This is a genomic window from Oceanicola sp. S124, assembly GCF_000220565.1.
GTDB lineage: Bacteria > Pseudomonadota > Alphaproteobacteria > Rhodobacterales > Rhodobacteraceae > Pseudooceanicola.
Window position 1 is genome coordinate 1 of record NZ_AFPM01000232.1, and the last position, 20,803, is coordinate 20,803.

Genomic DNA, 20,803 nt, shown 5'->3' on the forward strand with positions numbered 1-20,803 from the left:
CGCATCCAGTCGACGGCGAAGCCGTGCTCGTAGTGATCCTCCAGCATGGTCTTGTAGCGGTTCGCCATCTGCCAGGACCCGGCAGCCCCCTGAGAGATCACCTCGACCACCTGCGCCCCGTCCATGCCTGCCTTCTGGGCGAAGTTCAGCGCCTCCGAGAGGCCCTGCACGACGCCTGCGATGGCGATCTGGTTGCACATCTTGGTGATCTGCCCGGCGCCCGAGGGGCCCATCAGGCGGCAGATCTTGGCATAGGCGTCGATCACCGGGGCGGCGCGGTCGAAGTCGTCCTGGGACCCGCCGCACATGACCGAGAGGGCGCCCGTCTCGGCCCCCGCCTGCCCGCCCGAGATCGGCGCATCGACGAAGCCGAAGCCCTTGCTGGCCGCCAGCGCGGCAAGCTCGGCGGTGACGCGGGCCGAGACGGTGGTGTGATCGACCAGCACGGCGCCCGCCTTCATGCCCTCGAAGGCGCCGCCGGGGCCGGCACAGACGGCGCGCAGGTCGTCATCATTGCCGACGCAGGTCATCACGAAGTCGGCGCCCGCCACCGCTTCGGCGGGGGTCAGCTCCATGGCGCCGCCATGTTCGGCCACCCAGGCCTCGGCCTTGGCGGCGGTACGGTTGTAGACGGTCACCTCGTGGCCCTTCGCGGCGAGATGGCCCGCCATCGGATAGCCCATCACGCCGAGACCCAGAAAGGCTGCTTTCACCATGGCTCATTCCCCTGTATTGGTGCTCGCGCCGGCCGCGGGACGGGCGGGCGCGCCCTGATCGCCGCAGACTGTCCGCCAGCCCGCCGGAACGCAAGGGGCTTGCCCGGACAAGGGAATTCCGGGCCGCATATCGAGGGCAGGTGATCACATGACATTCCTTTTCCGCTGGCTGCTGCGCCTTGCCGGAGGCCTGATCGCCCTGACCGTGCTGGCGGTCGTCGGAATCTACTTCCTCGCCGCACGCTCGCTGCCCGACTACGACAAGACGCTTCGGGTCGAGGGCCTCTCCGCCCCGGTCGAGATCGTGCGCGATACCGCAGACGTGCCCCATATCTTCGCCGAGGACGATGCGGATGTCTTCTTCGGCCTCGGCTATGCCCATGCCCAGGACCGGCTGTGGCAGATGATCACCCTGCGCCGCACCGTGCAGGGCCGCCTGTCCGAGCTCTTCGGCACCCGCACCCTGCCCGTCGACCGGCTGATGCGGCGCTTCGACCTCTACCGCCTGGCGATCGAGTCTGTGCCCGACCAGGACGCCCGCACCACCGCCGCGCTGCAGGCCTATGCCGCCGGGGTCAACGCCCGCCTGGCCGAGATCAACGAGGACGCCCTGGGGCGCGGCGCGCCCGAGATGTTCCTCTTCCACGGGCCCGTCGCGCCCTGGCAACCGGCCGATTCCATTGCCATCGGCAAGCTCATGGCGGTGCAGCTGTCCGGTGCCCTCTCGGCCGAGGTCGAGCGCGCCCGCGTCTCGCTGGCGCTGCCCGATCCCGACATGCTGGCCGATATCCTGCCCGATGCCCCCGGCGCGGCCATCGCCGACCCGGACTATGCGGCGCTGATGCCCGGCACCGGTTTCCCGGGCTCCGTCGGCCAGCAGTTCGCCGCCGCTGGCCTCGACCGCTTCGGCCTGCCCGCGACGCCCCTGTCGCCCTTCCCGCAGCCCGGCCAGGCTGGCGCCTCGAATGCCTTCGCCGCCGCGCCCTCGCGCTCGGCCTCGGGGGGGACGCTGCTGGCCAACGATCCCCACCTCGGCTTCTCGGCGCCGGCGATCTGGTACCTGGCCCGGATGGAGCTGACCCAGGGCGGCGTCATCGGCGCCACCATTCCCGGCATTCCCTCGATCCTGTCGGGGCGGTCGCATTTCCTCGGCTGGGGGCTGACCTCGTCCTACCTCGACGATCTCGACGTCTACATGGAAGAGGTGAACCCCGATAACCCCGAGGAGTACCGCACCCCCGAGGGCTGGGCCCGCTTCCAGTCCCGCAAGTCGATCATCAACGTCAAGGACAGCGCCCCGGTCACCCTGACCCTGCGCTGGACCGAGAACGGCCCCGTGCTGCCCGGCAGCCACTACGACCTCGCCTCGGTCACCCCTGCGGGCCATGTCGCCTCGATCGCCTGGACCGCGCTGTCGCCCGACGACACCACCCTGAGCGCCGGGGTGAACCTGATGTATGCGCGCAATGTCGAAGAGGCCATCGAAGCGACCGAGGCCCATGTGGCCCCCTCGCAGAACCTGACCCTGGCCGATGCCTCGGGCATCGCCATGAAGACCATCGGCGCCATGCCCGCCCGTGATCCGCGCCACGACACCAAGGGGCGGATGCCCTCGCTGGGCTGGCACCAGCAGAACCGCTGGCAGGGCATCATGCCCTATGACCGCAACCCCGCCTTCGTGAACCCCGAGGGCGGCCTGCTGGGCAATACCAACAACAAGTTCATCGACCGCCCCTTCCCCGAGCATGTAAGCTTCGACTGGGGCGATACCCAGCGGATCCACCGCTGGCAGCGCCTGATGCAGAGCCGCCGGGTGCATACCCGCGACAGCTTCATCGAGGCGCAGCTGGACACCGTCTCGTTCACCGCCCGCTCGCTGCTGCCGCTGATCGGCCGCGACCTGTGGTTCACCGGCGATCCCGCCCCCGAGGGCACCCCCGAGCGGCTGCGCCAGGAGGCCCTGCGCCTGCTGGCCGAATGGAACGGCGAGATGAACGAGCACCTGCCCGAGCCGCTGCTCTATGCCGCCTGGCTGCGCGCCCTGCAGGACAAGCTGATCCGCGACGAACTGGGGCCGGTGGCCGATGACTTCACCCATGTCGACCCGGTCTTCATCGAGCGCGTCTTCCGCGACATCGACGGCGCCGCGCGCTGGTGCGACATCCTGCAATCCACCGCCACCGAAAGCTGCACCGACATCGCCCGCCAGGCGCTGGACGAGGCGCTGCTGTGGATCACCGAGCGCTACGGGCGCAACCTCGAGAGCCTCCGCTGGGGGGATCTGCACCAGGCCGCCCATGACCACCCGGTGCTGGGCGATGTGCCGGTGCTGCGCTACTTCGTGAACATCCGCCAGAGCACCTCGGGCGGGGACAACACCCTGATGCGCGGGCTGACCTCGGGCACCGGCAGCAATCCCTACCTGAACGTCCATGGCGCCGGCTTCCGCGGGGTCTACGATTTCGCCGATCCCGACAGCTCGGTCTTCATCACCTCCACCGGCCAGTCCGGCCATTTCCTGAGCCGTCACTACGACGACCTCGGAGAGCTGTGGCGGCGCGGCGAATACATCCCGATGTCGCTGGACGAGGCCCTGGCCCGCGCCGCCTCGGTCGGCGTCACCCGGCTGGAGCCGCGCTGAGCGCTCGCCCTGCGCCGGCGCCCCGGGGCCTGCGTCGGACATGAGTATTTTTGGCCGTCGAATGGAGGAAGGCTGCACCGCACCTGCCAAAGCGCGTGCGGGACCGGCAGCCATGGGGCGGGGGAACGTCGCGGGTTTGAATTGAATTGACCCCCTGCCCGGCCTCTGCCACAGAGGTCTCTCAGACAGTTTCAGGACAGGGCGTCCGCCGCGGCGGTCGGAACTCATGAAAGTCATCATCTGCGGCGCGGGCCAGGTCGGCTGGCAGATCGCCCGCCATCTCTCCGGCGAAAACAACGACGTGACGGTGGTCGACAGCAACCCCGACCTGGTGCGGCGGGCGACCGACACGCTGGACGTGCAGGGGATCGCCGGCTTCGCCTCCTACCCCGACGTGCTGGAGCAGGCGGGGGCGCGCGACGCCGACATGATCATCGCCGCGACCTTCTCGGACGAGGTCAACATGGTCACCTGCCAGGTGGCCCATTCGGTCTTCTCGGTGCCGCGCAAGATCGCCCGCCTGCGGGCGCGCAGCTATCTCGACGCGATCTATTCCGACCTCTACCGCCGCGACCACATGCCGATCGACGTGGTGATCAGCCCCGAGCTGGAGGTGGCCGAGGCCGCCCTGCAGCGCCTCTCGGCCCCCGCGGCCTTCGACGTCGAACAGTTCCTCGGCGGGCGGGCGCAGCTTCTGGGCATCCAGATCGACGCCGACTGTCCGGTGGTCAACACGCCGCTGCGCCAGCTGACAGACCTGTTTTCCACCCTGCGCGCCGTCGTCGTGGGGATCCGCCGCGAAGGCCGCCTCTTCGCCCCCGAGCCGGGCGATCAGATCTTCGCCGATGACGAGTGCTACATCTGCGTCCATTCAGAGGACGTCAGCCGCTGCCTCGAGGTCTTCGGCAAGTCCAACAAGCAGCAGGACCGGGTGGTCATCGTCGGCGGCGGCAATGTCGGGCTGACCGTGGCCCGGCGGCTGGAAACCTCGGGGCGGCGCATCCGCGCCAAGGTGGTCGAGAAGAACCGCAAGATCGCCGAGAAGGCGGCAGATGCGCTGGAACGGACCATCGTGCTGAACGGCGACGGGCTGGATTCCGCGCTGCTGGCCGAGGCGGGCATCAACCGCGCCGATGCCGTGCTCTGCGTCACCGACGACGACAAGACCAACATGCTGACCGCCGTGCGGGCCAAGAACCTGGGCTGTCCGATGGCCATCGCGCTGATCAACGATCCGACCCTGACGCCGCTGATGGCGCCGCTTGGCATCGACGCCTACATCAACCCCCGCGCCACCACCGTCAGCTCGATCCTGCGCCACATCCGCCACGGCCGGGTGCGCGGCGTCTATTCCATCGGCGATGCCGAGGCCGAGGTGATCGAGGCCGACGTGCTCTCCACCTCGCCCATGTCGGGCAAGCCGATCCGCGACATTGCCTTCCCCGAGGGCGTGCTGGTCGGCGCGGTGATGCGCAACGAGAAGGTGGTGCGGCCGACCGCCGACCTGGTCATCGAGGAAGGCGACACCATCGTGCTCTTCGCCCTCGCCGCCGATGTCCCCGAGGTGGAGCGCCTGCTGCAGGTCTCCATCGACTACTTCTAGGTCCGGGCGATGCGCAAGGCGCCGCTGCCCCTGCCCCAAGGGCCGCATGGTCCGCATCCCCTGGCCCGGCTGCTGGAACGCCAGCCGCTGTTCCTGCTGCTGTTCGGCGCGCTCTGCCTGTCGATGCTGGTGCCCGCGGCCCTGGCGCTCGGGATGGAGGAACACGCCACGGCGCGGGCCTTCTTCTACAGCGCCCTGCTGGGCACGGCGCTGGCGGTGATGATCGGCCTGGCCCGTGGCGGTCGCGATGCCGCGGTCACCGGGCGCGAGGATCTCTTCGCGCTGCTGGCGCTCTTTGCCGCCTTCCTGCTGCTGCCCCTGCCGCTGGCCGTGCCCTTCGCCGAGAGCCTGCCCGACACCCGTTTCCTGAATGCCTATGTCGAGATGGTGTCGAGCTTCACCACCACCGGCATGTCCTTCTACGACGACCCGCGACGCCTCTCGGCGCCGCTGCACCTGTGGCGCGCGCAGGTCGCCTGGATGGGCGGCTTCATGATCTGGGTTTCGGCGGCGGCGGTCATGGCGCCGCTGTCGCTGGGGGGCTTCGAGATCACCGCCGCCGGCCGCGACGAGGGCGAGACGCGGATCTCGCGCTTCCAGCGGGCCGGGGTGATCCGCCGCGTGCTGAAGGGCGCCACGCGCCTCGGGCCTATCTACCTCGGGCTGACGGCGGCGCTCTGGCTGGCGCTGCTGGTGGCGGGGGACCGGCCGCTGGTCGCGCTGATCCACGCCATGTCGACGCTGTCGACGTCGGGCATCTCGCCGGTCGGCGGGCCGACCCACGCCGGCTCCGGTGTCGCCGGAGAGGTGATCATCGCCGCCTTCCTGCTGTTTGCCCTGTCGCGTGTCGCCTTCTCGTCCGACACCGTCACCGCCCGCATCGGCCTGCACCGCGACCCCGAGTTCCGCATGGGCCTGGCGCTGGTCGCCGTGGTGCCGCTGCTGCTGTTCCTGCGCCACTGGGCCGCCGCCTTCGAGGTGGCCTCGGGTGAAAACCTCGGGCTGGGCTTCGGCGCCCTCTGGGGGGCGGTCTTCACCGTGCTGTCCTTCATCACCACCACAGGCTGGGAAAGCCTGCACTGGGAAACCGCGCAGAGCTGGTCGGGGCTGGAAACCCCCGGCATGGTCCTGATGGGCCTGTCGCTGGTCGGCGGCGGCGTCGCCACCACGGCGGGCGGGGTCAAACTGCTGCGGGTCTATACCCTCTACCTGCAGGGCCGGAGGGAGCTTGACCGGCTGGTCCACCCCTCCTCGGTCTCGGGCAGCGGCATCGCCGGGCGCCGCATCCGCCGACACGGCGCCTTCCAGGCCTGGGTCTTCTTCATGCTCTTCGCCCTCTGCCTCGCCGCCTGCATGTTGATCCTCGCCGCCTTCGGCATCTCCTTCGAGGACGCCACGGTGCTTTCGGTCGCGGCACTGGCCAATGCCGGCAACCTTGCCGTCCATGGCGGCAGCGATCCGGTAGCGCTGCTGGAGCTGGGCGACGGCGCCAAGCTGACGCTCTGCGCCTTCATGATCCTCGGCCGGCTCGAGCTGCTGGCCATCCTTGCCCTGTTCAATCCGGCGCTGTGGCGCGAGTGACGCAACCCGGCGCGACGGCGAAACTATTGCGAGATGGGGGTGGAAACTTCTTCCGGGCGCGCCCATAATCGATGCGCTAATTCCAGAAAGCCGCGGACGGCAATAATAAACCTAAAAAAGGCGTAACAAGAATGGCTTCCGATAGACAGAACCTGCAGGACGCATTCCTGAACCATGTGCGGAAAACCAAGGTTCCGGTGACGATTTTCCTGATCAACGGCGTCAAGCTTCAGGGTGTTATCACCTGGTTCGACAATTTCTGCGTTCTGCTGCGCCGTGATGGACAGGCCCAGCTTGTCTACAAGCATGCGATCTCGACCATCATGCCCTCGCAGCCGATTTCTCTTTATGAAGGCGACGGCGAAAATTGATCGGACATGAACAGGCGCCGACGCGCGCCTTCGTGATCCACCCCGAGTTCAAGGGTGAAGAGGCGCGTCATGCGCCTCTCTACGCATTGGCGGAGGCCGTGAGCCTGGCCCATGCGCTGCCCGGTCTCGAGGTGGTGGGCGACCAGCTGGTGCGGATCTCGACCGTCCAGCCGAAGACCCTGTTCGGCAAGGGCAAGGTCGAAGAGCTGAAGCAGACCCTGGCCGAGGCCGAGGCCGAGCTGGTGCTGATCGACGGCCCGGTCAGCCCGAAGCAGCAGCAGAACCTGGAAAAGGCGTGGAACGTCAAGATCCTGGACCGCACCGGGCTGATCCTCGAGATCTTCTCGGACCGCGCCCGCACACGCGAAGGCGTGCTGCAAGTGGAACTGGCCGCGCTCGGCTACCAGCGCACGCGCCTGGTGCGCGCCTGGACCCACCTTGAGCGTCAGCGCGGCGGGCTTGGCTTCGTCGGCGGCCCCGGCGAAACCCAGATCGAGGCCGACCGCCGTGCCATCGACGAACAGATGGTGCGCCTGCGCCGTCAGCTCGACAAGGTGGTCAAGACGCGCGAGCTGCACCGCGCCTCGCGCGCCAAGGTGCCCTTCCCCATCGTTGCGCTGGTCGGCTATACCAACGCCGGAAAGTCGACCCTTTTCAACCTGTTGACCGGCGCCGACGTGCTGGCCAAGGACATGCTCTTTGCCACGCTGGACCCGACCATGCGGCGGGTGAAGCTGGAAACCGGCGCCGAGATCATCCTGTCCGACACCGTGGGCTTCATCTCGGACCTGCCGCACCAGCTGGTCGCGGCCTTCCGCGCCACGCTGGAAGAGGTGCTGGAAGCCGACCTGGTGCTGCATGTGCGCGATATCTCGCACCCCGAGACGCGCGAGCAGAAAGCCGATGTCGAAGAGATCCTGGCCGAGTTGGGCCTGCGCGAAGAGGTTCCGGTGCTGGAGGTCTGGAACAAGATCGACCTGCTGCCGGAAGAGGAATCCGAGCGCCTGCTGACCGCCTCCGAGCGGGACGAGCAGATCCTGCCGATCTCGGCGATCACCGGCGCGGGCCTGCCCGCCCTGCTGGCCGAGGTCACCCGGGCGCTGGACTCCGAACGCCACGCCGAAACGGTGCTGCTGCCCTTCTCGGACGGCAAGCGCCGGGCCTGGGCCTTCAAGGAGGGCATCGTGCAGGCCGAGCGGCAGACCGACGCGGGCTTCGAGCTGGATGTGCTCTGGACCGCACGCCAGTCGGCCCGCTTCCGCGACATGTAAGACCCTGCGGCGGGCGCCTTCAGTGCCCGCCCATCCCGCAGCATCCCCCCGAGGTTCAGTGCCAGCCCGCGTTCCGCAAGGCCCCGCTTGGCAGGCGCGTCAGTGCCCGCCCGCCTCCAGCAAGGCCCGTGTCGCGGCGTTCTGGCTGGCATAGATGGCGTTGGTCGCCTCCTGCTGCGCACGCACCTCTTCCGGCCATGTCGACTTGATGTAGGACAGCACGTCGAGGATCTGGCGATCCTCCAGCGCCTCGGCGAACTCGGGCATTGCCGCATCGCCGGTGCCGGTCAGGCACAGTTCGGCCACCTCGCCGGACTTGGTCAGCCCGAACAGCACGTAATCGGCATGTTTCCAGCTGTGGCCGGTCTCGTCATGGGGCGGAGCGACGGGGGCGGGCGCGTCGGGATCGCGCGCTGCGCCATCCAGCCCGCCATGGCAGGCGCTGCATTCCGAGGCATAGAGCACCGCGCCGCGCGCCACGGTCGCCGGGTCCTGCCAGGCCAGCAGGCCGGTCTCGGGGGTGCCACGCAGGGCCGCGCCGGCCAGCAGGGCGACAACGCCAAGGGCGGCGGCCCCGGTCAGGCCCAGAACGATCATCGCGGCAGGTTTCATGCGTCTTTCCCGGTCATGGGCAGAGCCTATGCGGGCGATGGCGGCCATGGCAATCCGCAAGTGCAGCGGGCGCGCCGACCCTGCGCCCGCGCCGCCAAAGCAGGCAGGGGCGCGCGGCCGGGCACGGGTCTACTTGCCGCCGCTCTCGGCCTTCTTCTCCCAGCGGCCGGATTCCTCGGACCAGTAGATCGCCGCGCAGCCCGCCCCGGTCAGCGCCTTCCACTGGCCGCGCGCATGGCTCAGCGCCTCTTCGTCGTGACCGTCGAAGAGGATGCAGGCCCGCTTGACGCCCTCGATCTCGGAAGGCTCCAGCGCGGCGCCGTCGATGGTCATCAGGCAGTCGGGCCCGTTGGCGGGCTGGCCCAAGGTCAGCAGCACCGGCTGCAACTCGGCATGGGGGTTCTTGTCCTGTCCATGGGGCAGGAAGCTCTCCTCCGGGCCCAGCCACAGCTTCTGATCCAGCCAGTCCAGCCGGTCGGCATCGGTGCCGCGTACCGCCACCCGCCAGCCCGCCGCTAGGGCGCGCGGCAGCAGGTTCTGCAGGGCCCCGTCGACCGAACTGCGGGTCAGGTGGTAGAAGTAGACCTCGCCCAAGGGATCAGCCCTCGTACCGGTCCGCGACGAGGCGGTTCAGCGCCAGCACGCCCCAGCCCGTCGCGCCTGCCGGCGCCAGGTCGGTGCCCGCCTTGATCGAGGCGGTGCCCGCGATGTCGAGGTGGATCCAGGGCGTCTCGTCCCGGACGAAGCGCTTCAGGAACTGCGCCGCCGTGACCGCGCCCGCCGGCCGCCCGCCGAGGTTCTTCATGTCCGCGATGCGGCTTTTCAGCTGGTCGTCGTAGCCCTGCGCCAGAGGCATCCGCCAGGCGCCTTCACCCTCCGCCGCCGCGGCCTTCAGGAAGCTGTCGCAGAAGGCGTCGTGATTGGACCAGGTACCGGTCATCTCGTGGCCAAGCGCGATGATCACCGCGCCGGTCAGCGTGCAGAGGTCGATCATGCCGGCCGGTTTGAAGCGCTCCTGTGCGTACCACATCACGTCACAGAGCACGAGCCGCCCCTCGGCATCGGTCGAGATCACCTCGACCGTGTCGCCCTTCATCGTGCTCAGCACGTCGCCGGGGCGATAGGCATTGCCGCCGGGCATGTTCTCGACCAGCCCGACGAGGCCGACGACATTGGCCTTGGCCTTGCGCAGGGCCAGCGCCTTCATGGTGCCGGCGACGGTGCCCGCGCCGCCCATGTCCATGGTCATGTCCTCCATGCCGCCGACAGGCTTCAGCGAGATGCCCCCGGTGTCGAAGACGACCCCCTTGCCGATCAGCGCCAGCGGCGCTTCGTCGGCACCGCCCTTCCACTGCATGACCACCACCTTCGAGGGCGTGACCGAGGCTTCGCCGACGGCCAGCAGCGCGCCCATGCCCAGATCCTTCAGCGCCGGCTCGTCCAGCACCTCGACCTCGAGGCCGAGCGCGCGCAGCTCTTCGAGCTGGTCCGAGAAGCTCTGCGTCGTCAGGACGTTGGCAGGAGCATTGACCAGATCGCGGGTGAAGAAGACGCCTGCCGCAAGGGCATCCACGACGGTGGTTTCGGGCTGGCTTGCAGCCATGACGGTCACGGGCCCGCGGGCCGTGGCCTTGGTGGTCTTCTGGGCATCGTAGTCATAGGCACGCAACTTCAGGCCAAGGGCCAGGTCCTCGATGCCCCTGAGGTTGCCCGCCAGCACCAGCATCCCCGCCTCGCCCAGCAGCTTGCCCAGCTTCGCGCCGGTGCGGCGCAGCAGCGCGGGCTCGGGCCTGCGCGACAGGACCACCACGTCCAGCGCCTCGGCCGCGAGGCCCTGCGGGAAGGCCAGGGTGATCACCTCGCCCTCCTTCACCTTCTGCCAGCTCTCGGCCGCGACCATCCGCGCCAGGGCGCCCTTCGTCAGCCGGTTGACCCGCCGCGCCGGGGCCGAGAGCTTGCCATCGGGCGCGACGACCACGGCAAGGCGGCCTTCCTGCCCCGGCAGGGCCTCGAGATCGGTGGCGGCAAAACGAAGGGAGACGGGTTGGGTCACGGTGCTTTCCTCGGCTGGAACTGGCGCTGCTCTGTTGGTGCCGCGCCCCGGGTCGGGCTGTCCGGGCCGGGCCCGGACCCGGCGGCGGCCGACCGGAGGCCAGAACAGGGCGCAGACCGGCGGAGGCGGCATGTCGCGCGAAGCTAACGCGGGGCCTGCGGTTTGACCAGATTGCAGTTTTCCCGCGCGGGGAAACCCGCTAGACTTGCGCGAAGGGCTGCCGGGGGGCGGCCTGGTGCTGCTATTTACGTCAAGAACCAGAAGACCCGGGGGTGCGCGTGGCGCGATTCGACAGATACCTGCTGTCGCAGCTTATGACGCTCTTCGGATTCTTCGCCCTCGTTCTGGTGGCGATCTACTGGATCAATTCCGCCGTGCGCCTCTTCGACCAGCTGATCGCCGACGGGCAATCGGCCTGGGTCTTCCTGGAATATACCGCGCTGACGCTGCCCAATGTGATCCGCATCACCCTGCCGATGGCGGCCTTCGCCGGGACCGTCTACGCGACCAACCGGCTGGCCTCGGAATCCGAGCTGGTGGTGATGCAGGCCACCGGTTTCTCGCCCTGGCGGCTGGCCCGGCCGGTGCTGATCTTCGGGCTGATCACCGCGGCGATGATGTCGGTGCTGACGCATCTGCTGGTGCCGATGAGCCATGCCGAGATCGTCACCCGCAACAAGGAAATCTCGCGCAATGTCACCGCGCGCATGCTGACCGAGGGCACCTTCCTGCATCCTGCCGACGGGATCACCTTTTACATCCGCTCGATCGACGCCGATGGCGCGCTGCATGATGTCTTCCTGTCGGACCGGCGCGATGCGGAAGAGGTGCAGACCTTCACCGCCGCCCGCGCCTACCTGATCAACGCCGCAGAGGATCCCGCCGCCGAGCCGCAGCCCAAGCTGGTCATGGTCGACGGGCTGGCCCAGTCGCTCGACCTGGCGACCAACCGGCTCTACACCACACATTTCCAGGACTTCGCCTATGACGTCGGCGCGCTGATCGACGTCTCGGACGAGGTGATCCTGGGCATCCGCGACCTGCCCACCTGGCAGTTGCTGCGCGACACCGGGGTGGTCTCGCAGCTGACCGGGTCCAAGCCCGGCTGGGTGGTGCAGGAGGCCCATGGCCGCTTCGCCCAGGCCCTGCTGTGCATCGTCGCCGCGCTGATCGGCTTCGCCGCCCTGCAGGTCGGCGGCTTCTCGCGGTTCGGGGTGTGGAAGCAGATCGTCTTCGCCGTGCTGCTGCTCGTGGTGGTCAAGTTCGTCGAGGGGCTGGTCACCGACCCGGTGCGCAAGGACGCAACGCTCTGGCCGATGCTCTACCTGCCCGCGCTGGCCGGCCTCGGCCTGTCCGGCGTGCTGCTGTGGTGGGCTGCCCGCGCCCGCCGCCCGCGCAACCGCCCGCTGCCGGCCGAGGCTGCCGCATGATCCTGCACGCCTATTTCGCCCGCCGCTTCGCCAAGTCCTTCCTGCTGATCCTCGGCATCTTCTTCCTGCTGACCGCGATGATCGACATGGTCGAGCAGATGCGGATCATGTCCAACTACGATGTCTCGCTCGGCCAGATCATCGGGCTGGTGCTGCTGAACGTGCCCGCCGGTCTCTACGAGATCCTGCCACTGATCATGATCCTGGCCACGGTCTCGCTGTTCCTGGCCCTGTCGCGCTCGTCCGAGCTGGTGGTGGCGCGGGCCGTCGGGCGCTCGGCGCTGAAGACGCTGATGGCGCCGCTGGCGGTGGCTCTGCTGATCGGCATCGTGACCGTCGCCATGCTGAACCCGATCGTCGCCTCGACCTCGAAGCGCTTCGAGACGGTGGCGGAAAGCTATCGCTCGGGGGGATCGGACACGCTGTCGGTTTCGGCCGAGGGGCTCTGGCTGCGCCAGGGCGGTGCCGAGGGGCAGACAGTGATCCGCGCCGCCCGCGCCAACCCCCAGGCGACAGAGCTGTACGACGTGACGATGATCACCTATGCGCCGCTTGGCCCCGAGGGGGTCGGCGGTGGCCCGCTGCGCCGCATCGAGGCCAAGAGCGCACGTCTGACCCAAGGCGCCTGGGCGCTGAGCGATGTCAAGCTCTGGCCCCTGTCGGACGGTATCAACCCCGAGGCCGACGCCGAGGTTCACGCGACCTATTTCCTGCCCTCGACCCTGACCGAAGAGCGCATCCGCGACAGCTTCGGCGACCCCTCGGCGATCCCGATCTGGGAGCTGCCCGCCTATATCGCCCAGCTTGAACGGGCCGGGTTCTCGGCCCGCCGCCACGCGGTCTGGCTGCAGATGGAGCTGGCCCGGCCGCTGTTCCTGCTGGCCATGGTCGTGGTCTCGGCCGCCTTCACCATGCGCCCGGCGCGCTTCGGCCGTACCGGGCAATCGGTGCTGGTGGCGATCCTGCTGGGCTTCTCGCTTTACTACATCCGGAACTTCGCCCAGGTATTGGGGGAAAACGGGCAGATCCCGGTGATGCTGGCGGCCTGGGCGCCGCCGGTCGCCGCGCTTCTGCTCTCGACCGGCTTACTGCTACAGATGGAGGACGGCTGATGGCGGCTCCCTTCCGCCCCGCGCGTCGGGCGTCCCTTCCAGGCCCCCGGCGCAACCGCGCCGGCGCGCTGGTCCTTGCCGCGATGCTGGCCGGCACGCCCCTGGCGCTGCGGGCGGCGACCCCGGCGATGCTGGTCGCCGACCAGATCTACCTGGCCGGCAACGACCGCATCGTCGCCGAAGGCCATGTCGAGGCCCTGCAGGGCGACATCCGCCTGTCTGCGCAACGGATCACCTATGACCAGGCCACCGGCGAGCTGCTCATCGAGGGCCCGATCCGGATGACCGAAGAGGGCGGCGAGACGGTGATAATCGCCGATGCCGGCCGCCTCGACGCCGAGCTGCGCGAAGGGCTGCTGACCGGGGCGCGCATGATGCTCTCGGCGCAGGTGCAACTGGCGGCCGCGCAGATCAACCGCAGCGAAGACCGCTACACCGAGCTGACACGGGCCACCGTTTCATCCTGCCATGTCTGCGAGGACGGGCGCCCGCCGCTGTGGCAGATCCGCGCCAAGCGGGTGACCCATGACCAGGAGGCCGGGCAGCTCTACTTCGACGCCGCGCGCTTCGAGGTGCTGGGGGTGCCGCTGCTCTACCTGCCGCACATGCGGATGCCCGACCCCAGCCAGGACCGCTCCACCGGCTTCCTGATCCCCTCGATCCGGCGGAACTCGCTTCTGGGGACCGGGCTGAAGCTACCCTACTTCTGGGCGATGAACGACAGCCGCGACCTGACGCTGACCCCCTACCTGTCCCAGGACACCCGGACACTGGAATTCCGCTATCGCCAGGCCTTCGCCGAAGGGGCACTCGGGATCTCCGGGGCGGTCAGCTCGGACGAGCTGCTGCCCGGCGAGGCACGCGGCTATCTCGAAGCCGCGGGCCGCTTCCTGCTGCCCCGCGACCTGGTGCTGAGCTTCGACATCGAGGCGGTGACCGACGACGGCTACCTTGCCGATTACGACTACTCGGACAAGGACCGACTGGACAGTCGTCTTGCGGTCGAGAGGGCCCGGCGCGACGAATGGCTCAGCCTCTCGGTCACGCATTACTATTCGCTGCGCGAGGACGAGGACAATTCCACCCTGCCGTCGATCATCGGTGACGTGACCTACGAGAGCCGGCATTTCCCCTCGACCCTGGGCGGAGAGCTGCGCCTGGGCGCCGAGTGGCACCACCACTACCGCTATTCCACCGATGCGACCGACGGGCCGGATGCCGACAGCGTGGTCGACGGGCGCGACGTGACCCGGCTGACCGCCAGCGCCGACTGGCGCCGCTGGTACACCCTGCCCGCCGGCATCCGCGCCGAGATGATGGCCGGGGTGGCCATCGACAGCTTCCGCACCTCGCAGGACGTGACCCTGCCGGACCGCCAGACCGGCGTCACCCCGATGACCGCCCTGACCCTGCGCTGGCCGATGATGCGGACCACTGCCTCGGGGGCGACCCAGGTCCTGGAACCCGTGGCCCAGATCGCCTGGTCCGGCGGCCACGACCTGGACGTCGCCAATGACGAGAGCACCCGCCTTGAATTCGACGAAGGCAACCTGCTGGGTCTGACCCGCTTTACCGCACCGGACCGGCGCGAACGGGGCTGGCGCGGCGCCTATGGTGTCTCGTGGTCCCATTTCGACCCCACGGGCTGGGAAGGCCGGCTCGTGCTTGGGCAGGTGGTGCAGGAGCATCCCGACGCGGCCTTCAGCCAGACCTCGGGGCTCAGCTCGACCTACTCGGATCTGCTGATCGCCGGGCAGATCGTCGCGCCGGGCGGCTTCAGCTTCTCGGCCCGCGGCCTCTTCGAGGATGCGCTGGACCCCGACCGCGCCGAGGCCCGCGCCGCCTGGAGCAATGCCCGCACCGCGCTGTCTGCCTCTTACGTCTGGCTTGGCCCCGACCCGCAGGAAGACCGGCCCAACGTGATCTCGGAATGGGTGGTGGACGGCAGCTATCGCTGGAACGACAGCTGGCTGACCTCGGCGGATGTGCGCTACGACGTGGCCGACGACCGCCTTGCGAAGGCCGGTTTCGGCGTCACCTGGTCCAACGAATGTGTCGACGTGGCGCTTGGCATCTCGAAGAGCTTCGCCTCCTCGACCGTGCTGACCCCCTCGACCGATTTCAGCTTCACCATCGGTCTCAGGGGCTTCTCGGCCTCCAGCGGGGGACGCGTGGGGTCTAAATCCTGCAGCTGAGGGGATCGGCACTTGACCACCCCTTGGTCAGGAAGCGATTGAGAGATGGGCCCGATCCGATATAGATAGGGCGAAAGGGGGGCGCCGCCGGATGCCCTCGCAGAAAGAGATGAAGGCAGAGATGACCAGGGCAGACATGACAACTTCCGTTCCGCAAAGCCCCCTTCACCGCAAGGCACGCCACCTGCTGGCGCCGCTGGCAGCCTGCGCCGTCCTGCTTGGTGCGGCCCTGCCCGCCATGGCCCAGAGCTTCGGCCCGGCCATCCGCGTCAACGACAAGGTCATCACCGAATACGAGCTGGATCAGCGCGCCCGCATGCTGCAGATCTTCAGCGCCCCCGGCGACCCCGCCCAACTGGCCCGCGAACAGCTGATCGAGGACCGCCTGAAGGCCGGCGCCGCCGAGCGCTTCGGCCTCAAGGCCGATCCCGCCGAGGTCGAGGCCTCGATGACGCAATTCGCCTCTCAGGCCAGCATGGAAACCGCACAGTTCGTCACCGCGCTTGGCCAGGAAGGCGTCTCTGAACAGACCTTCCGCGATTTCATCGCCTCGAACGTGGTCTGGCGCCAGGTCGTGCGCGGCCTCTTCGCATCGAAGGTCAACGTCAGCGAGGAAGAGATCGACCGCGCCATTGCCAGCCAGTCCCAGGGCGGCGGCGTGCAGGTGCTGCTCTCCGAGATCTTCATCCCGACCGCGCAGAACCCCGGGGGCGCTGCGGACCTGGCCCGGCAGATCTCGCAGATGACCTCGATCGACGCCTTTGCCAATGCCGCGCGCCAGTATTCTGCCGCCCCCTCGCGGGGCAATGGCGGCCGTATCAACTGGATGAGCATCTCGAACCTGCCGCCCGCCCTGCAGCCCGTGATCATGGGCCTGCGCCCCGGCCAGGTGACCCAGCCGCAGCAGGTCAACGGTGCCCTGGCGCTGTTCCAGCTGCGGGCGATCCAGGAAAGCACTGCCGCCCGTCAGGAATATTCCGCCATCGAGTATGCGCGCTACTTCATTCCCGGCGGCCGCTCGCCCGAGGCGCTGGCCAAGGCCGCCGAGATAGCCTCTGGCATCGACACCTGTGATGACCTCTACGGCGTGGCCCTGGGCCAGCCCGAAGAGGTGCTGGACCGCGTGAGCCTCGCCCCCGGCGAGATCCCCTCGGATATCGGCCTCGAGCTGGCCAAGCTGGACGACAACGAGGTCTCGACCGCGCTGACCACCAACAACGGTCAGACCCTGGTGCTGCTGATGCTCTGCGGCCGGACCCCGGCCGGCGCCGGCGCGGATGGCGAGATCGACCGCGCCGCCGTGCTGCAGCAGCTGCAGAACCGTCGTCTCGGCTCTTACGCCGAGGGCTACCTGGCCCAGCTGCGCTCCGAAGCGCGCATCGTCGAGTAAATGGCTGCCATCGACGGACTTCCGCCGCTGCGTGAAGTCATCGCAACCCATGGCCTCGCGGCGAAGAAGTCGCTGGGCCAGAACTTCCTGCTGGATCTGAACCTGACCGCCAAGATCGCCCGCCAGGCCGGGGACCTGTCGGGCTGCGACGTGCTGGAGATCGGCCCCGGCCCCGGCGGGCTGACCCGTGGCCTGCTCTCCGAAGGCGCGCGCAAGGTGCTGGCAATCGAGAAGGACGCCCGCTGCCTGCCGGCGCTGGCCGAGGTTGCGGCGCATTATCCCGGGCGCCTTCAGGTGATCGAGGGCGACGCGCTGCAAATCGACCCGCTGGCGCATCTGACCCCGCCCATCCGCGTCGCCGCCAACCTGCCCTACAACGTCGGCACGGAACTGCTGGTGCGCTGGCTGACGCCGCCCGAATGGCCGCCCTTCTGGGAAAGCCTGACGCTGATGTTCCAGCGCGAGGTGGCCGAGCGGATCGTCGCCGCGCCGGGCTCCAAGGCCTATGGCCGGCTGGCGCTGCTGGCCTCCTGGCGGGCCGAGGCGCGCATCGCCATCTCGCTGCCGCCCGAGGCCTTCACGCCGCCGCCCAAGGTCTCTTCCGCCGTTGTCCACCTGACCGCCCTGCCCGAACCGCGCTACCCCGCCGACCCGAAGGTGCTGGAGCGCGTCGTGGCCCAGGCCTTCAACCAGCGTCGCAAGATGCTGCGCGCCGCGCTGAAGGGACTTGCGCCGGATCTGGAAGACCGCCTGCTGGCCTCGGGCATCAAGCCCACCGACCGCGCCGAGACCGTGGGGCTGGAGCAGTTCTGCGCCCTCGCCCGCAACATCGCCGCAGGCTGAGCTGCCGCCCCGCGCGAGTTGCTGCAACGCCCCGGCGTCGCCTCCCCGGACAGGCATAAACGACAACAGGCGGCCCCAAGGGACCGCCTGTCTGTATGTTTGCGCTCATGCCTGCCCAGGGCAGGCAGCGCCTCAGTCGACCGTCTGCGATCCCTCTGCGGCGGCGGGTGCCGTCGTCTCGGGTTCGGCCGCGCTGGCCTCGGGGGCCTTGCGCGGCGCGCGCTTGCGGGGGCTGGGTTTGTCGCCGGCATTCTCGGGGGTCTCGACCAGCATGCTGTCGCCCTCGTCATCCGAGCTCACCTCGATCACGTCGTCCTGCGACTTCTTCGAGCGGCTGCGCGAGGACTTCGGTGCGCCATCGACCGCATCATCGCCGGAGCCGCGTGGTTTGCGGCTGCGCGGCGCGCGACCCGACTTCTCGGACTTGCCGCCGGTCTCGCCATGCGACGAGGCCTCGGCCTCGGCAACAGGCTCTTGCGGGGTGTCCGAGCGCGCCTCGGCGCGGTCGTCGCCGCTGCCGTTGTTGCCGTCGCGGTCCTGGCGGTGCTGTGACCGCTCGCGGTCGCGGTCGGCCTGACGCTGGCGGTTTTCCTGTTCCTGCTGCTCGCGGCGATTGTCCTGCTCTTTCTGGGCCTCGCCCAGCATCCGCAGGTAATGTTCGGCATGCTGCTGGAAGTTCTCGGTCGCGACGCGGTCACCGGCCAGCTGCGCATCGCGCGCCAGCTGGTTGTACTTGTCGATGATCTGCTGCGGGGTGCCGCGCACCTTGCCTTCGGGCCCCGAAGAGTCGAAGACCCGGTTGACGATGTTCCCGACGGAACGGTTGCGCGATTTGCTCCGCGAACGTGATTTCGAAGATCTCATAAGGTCAGATGTCCAGCCTTGTTGTATCTAAGGTACCTGCTCGCTGCCTCGGCGCGTCCTGCGTCGGATCTTGGCGAGCGGTTTCTCTCTGGCTTGGCATCCGGGAGACGCTGCCAAACTGCGCGTCCTCGATCCGGATAGGATCGAATAAACATGCCCGAATGCAGATGACAAGAGGGAAGTGACAGTTTTACGCAGATTTTGCGTCTTTCCCGGCCCCGCGAGGAGCCCGGGCCGCCACGACCCTGTCTCTGCCATCCATGTCGGGATGAATGGCCACCTGTTCAAGACCCGCCGCTGCAAAGAGCGCGGCGACGGCGGCGCCCTGCCGCCAGCCGATCTCGACCGCCAGCCTTCCGCCGGGCAGCAGATGCGCCCCGGCCTGCGCCGCGATCACCCGGTAGCTGTCCAGCCCGTCGCCGCCGGGGCTCAGCGCCATGGCGGGCTCTCGCAGCACTTCGGGCGACAGGCCGGCCATCTCGGCCTCGGTGATGTAGGGCGGGTTCGAGACGATCAGGTCGAACCGTCCCGAGACCGCGCCAAACCAGTCCGACACGGTCAGCTCGGCACGGTCCTCAAGCCCCAGTGCCGCGCGATTGCGCCCCGCCACCGCCAGCGCGGCGGGGCTGAGGTCGACCCCCTGCCCCCTCGCCTGCGGCCGCTCGGCCAGCAGGGTCAGCAGCAGGCACCCCGAGCCGGTGCCGAGGTCGAGCACCCGCGCAAAGGGCGCCTCGAGCGCATGGGCCACCAGCGCCTCGGTCTCGGGGCGCGGGTCCAGCACATCCGCGGTAACGGCAAAGCTGCGGCCCCAGAACAAGCGGCTGCCGGTGATATGGCTGAGCGGCTCGCGCGCCACGCGCCGGGTAACGGCTGCGTCGAAGGCGGCGGCCCTGTCCCCCAGATCCGCCGGCATCTCGACCGAGAGCCTCTCGGCGGCGATCCCCAGCACATGGGCCAGCAGGCGGCGGGCATCGCGGCCGGGATCGGGCACCCCGGCCTCGGCGAGGCGCTGCCCGGCCAGCGCGAGGGCGCGACGGGCGTCGCTCACGCCCCGTCCTCGGCCAGAAGCTGCGCCTGGTGATCGGCGATCAGCGCCTCGATCACCTCGTCAAGGTCGCCCTGCATCACCTGGTCCAGCTTGTAGAGCGTCAGGTTGATGCGGTGGTCGGTCATGCGCCCCTGCGGGAAGTTGTAGGTGCGGATGCGCTCGGAGCGGTCGCCCGAGCCGACCTGCGCCTTGCGGTCGGCGGCGCGGGCATCGGCGGCCTGCTGGCGTTGCAGGTCGAAGAGCCGGTTGCGCAGCACCTGCATGGCGATGGCGCGGTTCTGGTGCTGGGACTTCTCGGAGGAGGTCACGACGATCCCCGAGGGGATATGGGTGATGCGCACGGCGCTGTCGGTGGTGTTGACGTGCTGGCCACCGGCGCCCGAGGCGCGCATGGTGTCGATGCGGATCTCGTTCGGGTCGATCCTGATGTCGACCTCCTCGGCCTCGGGCAGTACGGCGACGGTGGCGGCAGAGGTGTGGATCCGCCCTCCGCTTTCCGTGCTCGGCACCCGCTGGACGCGATGCACGCCGCTTTCGAACTTGAGCCGGGCGAAGACGCCCTCACCGCGCACGGCCGCGGTGACCTCCTTGATGCCGCCCAGCTCGGTCAGCTGTTCCTCGACGATATCGAATTTCCAGCCCCGCCCTTCCGCATAGCGCTGGTACATGCGCAGCAGGTCGCCCGCAAACAGCGCGGCCTCGTCGCCGCCGGTGCCGGGCCGGATCTCGATCATCGCCGGGCGGGCGTCGGCCATGTCGCGGGGCAGCAGGGCGATGCGCAGGGCCTGCTCCAGCCCGGGCAGACGGGCTTTGAGGCCGGGCAGTTCCTCTTCGGCGAGGGCGCGCATTTCGGGATCGGCCAGCATGGCCTCGGCCTCGGCCATGTCGGCGCGCAGGGTCTCGTAGGCGCGGACCGCCTCGACCACCGGCTTCAGCTCGGCATATTCGCGCGCCAGCGCGGCGAAATCACCGCCGCCCTCGGCCATCTTGGCTTCGATGAATTCGGATCGGCCCTTGATGCGGGCCAGCTTGTCTTCGGAGATCATGGGGCGAAGCCATCCCCCAAAGTCGCA

At 68.9% G+C, this 20,803-nt stretch carries 17 protein-coding genes; 10 read left to right on the forward strand and 7 right to left on the reverse strand.

Going from position 1 to position 20,803, the window contains the following annotated elements:
* On the reverse strand, window positions 1–716 hold a 716-nt coding region (locus OS124_RS0116035; protein ID WP_010140808.1), incomplete at its 3' end, for an NAD(P)-dependent oxidoreductase.
* A gap of 148 nt (window positions 717–864) precedes the next feature.
* Between OS124_RS0116035 and OS124_RS0116040 the strand changes: the two genes are divergently transcribed.
* The 5 genes from OS124_RS0116040 (at window position 865) to hflX (ending at window position 8,183) form a co-directional block, all read left to right on the forward strand.
* The gene (locus OS124_RS0116040; RefSeq protein ID WP_010140809.1) at window positions 865–3,357 is read left to right on the forward strand and encodes a penicillin acylase family protein; all 2,493 of its coding nucleotides are present in this window, start codon (window positions 865–867) and stop codon (window positions 3,355–3,357) included.
* 226 nt (window positions 3,358–3,583) lie between these two features.
* Window positions 3,584–4,960 (forward strand): Trk system potassium transporter TrkA, encoded by a 1,377-nt coding sequence (gene trkA, locus OS124_RS0116045; protein WP_010140810.1) that lies wholly within the window; start codon window positions 3,584–3,586, stop codon window positions 4,958–4,960.
* A 9-nt stretch (window positions 4,961–4,969) separates the two neighbouring features.
* On the forward strand, window positions 4,970–6,541 hold the full coding sequence (locus OS124_RS0116050; RefSeq protein ID WP_010140811.1) for a potassium transporter TrkG: 1,572 nt from the start codon (window positions 4,970–4,972) through the stop codon (window positions 6,539–6,541).
* 131 nt (window positions 6,542–6,672) lie between these two features.
* Window positions 6,673–6,912 carry an RNA chaperone Hfq gene (gene hfq / locus OS124_RS0116055; RefSeq protein WP_010140812.1) on the forward strand — a complete coding sequence of 80 codons (240 nt, stop codon included), beginning with the start codon at window positions 6,673–6,675 and terminating at the stop codon, window positions 6,910–6,912.
* The gene (hflX, locus tag OS124_RS0116060; RefSeq protein ID WP_029375500.1) at window positions 6,912–8,183 is read left to right on the forward strand and encodes a GTPase HflX; all 1,272 of its coding nucleotides are present in this window, start codon (window positions 6,912–6,914) and stop codon (window positions 8,181–8,183) included. Before hfq ends, hflX begins: the two co-directional genes overlap by 1 nt.
* Before the next feature lie 99 nt (window positions 8,184–8,282).
* Here the strand turns inward: hflX and OS124_RS0116065 are convergent, their stop codons facing one another.
* From OS124_RS0116065 to OS124_RS0116075, 3 genes are all read right to left on the reverse strand, one after another.
* Window positions 8,283–8,795, reverse strand: a complete 513-nt coding sequence (locus OS124_RS0116065) for a c-type cytochrome (RefSeq protein WP_010140814.1) — start codon at window positions 8,793–8,795, stop codon at window positions 8,283–8,285.
* A 129-nt stretch (window positions 8,796–8,924) separates the two neighbouring features.
* Window positions 8,925–9,389, reverse strand: coding sequence for a DNA polymerase III subunit chi (locus OS124_RS0116070; RefSeq protein WP_010140815.1), 465 nt, complete (start codon window positions 9,387–9,389; stop codon window positions 8,925–8,927).
* 4 nt (window positions 9,390–9,393) lie between these two features.
* The gene (locus OS124_RS0116075) at window positions 9,394–10,848 is read right to left on the reverse strand and encodes a leucyl aminopeptidase (RefSeq protein WP_010140816.1); all 1,455 of its coding nucleotides are present in this window, start codon (window positions 10,846–10,848) and stop codon (window positions 9,394–9,396) included.
* 278 nt (window positions 10,849–11,126) lie between these two features.
* On the opposite strand from OS124_RS0116075, the gene lptF reads away from it, so the two are divergent.
* From lptF to rsmA, 5 genes are all read left to right on the forward strand, one after another.
* The gene (lptF, locus tag OS124_RS0116080) at window positions 11,127–12,278 is read left to right on the forward strand and encodes an LPS export ABC transporter permease LptF (protein WP_040607400.1); all 1,152 of its coding nucleotides are present in this window, start codon (window positions 11,127–11,129) and stop codon (window positions 12,276–12,278) included.
* Complete coding sequence (lptG, locus tag OS124_RS0116085) at window positions 12,275–13,390, forward strand: LPS export ABC transporter permease LptG (protein WP_010140819.1); 1,116 nt, start codon at window positions 12,275–12,277, stop codon at window positions 13,388–13,390. The genes lptF and lptG overlap by 4 nt, the downstream gene beginning before the upstream one ends.
* Window positions 13,390–15,585, forward strand: a complete 2,196-nt coding sequence (locus OS124_RS0116090; RefSeq protein ID WP_010140820.1) for an LPS-assembly protein LptD — start codon at window positions 13,390–13,392, stop codon at window positions 15,583–15,585. Before lptG ends, OS124_RS0116090 begins: the two co-directional genes overlap by 1 nt.
* A gap of 136 nt (window positions 15,586–15,721) precedes the next feature.
* Window positions 15,722–16,975 carry a peptidylprolyl isomerase gene (locus OS124_RS0116095; protein ID WP_050900905.1) on the forward strand — a complete coding sequence of 418 codons (1,254 nt, stop codon included), beginning with the start codon at window positions 15,722–15,724 and terminating at the stop codon, window positions 16,973–16,975.
* Window positions 16,976–17,818, forward strand: coding sequence for a 16S rRNA (adenine(1518)-N(6)/adenine(1519)-N(6))-dimethyltransferase RsmA (gene rsmA, locus OS124_RS0116100; RefSeq protein WP_010140822.1), 843 nt, complete (start codon window positions 16,976–16,978; stop codon window positions 17,816–17,818).
* A 132-nt stretch (window positions 17,819–17,950) separates the two neighbouring features.
* Here the strand turns inward: rsmA and OS124_RS0116105 are convergent, their stop codons facing one another.
* The 3 genes from OS124_RS0116105 to prfA all read right to left on the reverse strand — a co-directional run bounded on the left by OS124_RS0116105 (window position 17,951) and on the right by prfA (window position 20,776).
* The gene (locus OS124_RS0116105) at window positions 17,951–18,682 is read right to left on the reverse strand and encodes a DUF4167 domain-containing protein (RefSeq protein WP_010140823.1); all 732 of its coding nucleotides are present in this window, start codon (window positions 18,680–18,682) and stop codon (window positions 17,951–17,953) included.
* 190 nt (window positions 18,683–18,872) lie between these two features.
* The gene (gene prmC, locus OS124_RS0116110; protein WP_010140824.1) at window positions 18,873–19,730 is read right to left on the reverse strand and encodes a peptide chain release factor N(5)-glutamine methyltransferase; all 858 of its coding nucleotides are present in this window, start codon (window positions 19,728–19,730) and stop codon (window positions 18,873–18,875) included.
* Window positions 19,727–20,776 carry a peptide chain release factor 1 gene (gene prfA / locus OS124_RS0116115; RefSeq protein ID WP_010140825.1) on the reverse strand — a complete coding sequence of 350 codons (1,050 nt, stop codon included), beginning with the start codon at window positions 20,774–20,776 and terminating at the stop codon, window positions 19,727–19,729. The genes prmC and prfA overlap by 4 nt, the downstream gene beginning before the upstream one ends.
* Window positions 20,777–20,803 lie beyond the last annotated feature (27 nt).

Excerpts from the sequence above, each read along its gene's own strand:
- lptG (WP_010140819.1), top strand. The coding sequence starts at position 12,275 with ATGATCCTGCACGCCTATTTCGCCCGCCGCTTCGCCAAGTCCTTCCTG.
- rsmA (WP_010140822.1), top strand. The coding sequence starts at position 16,976 with ATGGCTGCCATCGACGGACTTCCGCCGCTGCGTGAAGTCATCGCAACC.
- OS124_RS0116090 (WP_010140820.1), top strand. The coding sequence starts at position 13,390 with ATGGCGGCTCCCTTCCGCCCCGCGCGTCGGGCGTCCCTTCCAGGCCCC.
- prfA (WP_010140825.1), bottom strand. The coding sequence starts at position 20,776 with ATGATCTCCGAAGACAAGCTGGCCCGCATCAAGGGCCGATCCGAATTC.
- OS124_RS0116040 (WP_010140809.1), top strand. The coding sequence starts at position 865 with ATGACATTCCTTTTCCGCTGGCTGCTGCGCCTTGCCGGAGGCCTGATC.
- hfq (WP_010140812.1), top strand. The coding sequence starts at position 6,673 with ATGGCTTCCGATAGACAGAACCTGCAGGACGCATTCCTGAACCATGTG.
- OS124_RS0116050 (WP_010140811.1), top strand. The coding sequence starts at position 4,970 with ATGCGCAAGGCGCCGCTGCCCCTGCCCCAAGGGCCGCATGGTCCGCAT.
- OS124_RS0116065 (WP_010140814.1), bottom strand. The coding sequence starts at position 8,795 with ATGAAACCTGCCGCGATGATCGTTCTGGGCCTGACCGGGGCCGCCGCC.
- trkA (WP_010140810.1), top strand. The coding sequence starts at position 3,584 with ATGAAAGTCATCATCTGCGGCGCGGGCCAGGTCGGCTGGCAGATCGCC.
- OS124_RS0116095 (WP_050900905.1), top strand. The coding sequence starts at position 15,722 with ATGACAACTTCCGTTCCGCAAAGCCCCCTTCACCGCAAGGCACGCCAC.
- OS124_RS0116105 (WP_010140823.1), bottom strand. The coding sequence starts at position 18,682 with ATGAGATCTTCGAAATCACGTTCGCGGAGCAAATCGCGCAACCGTTCC.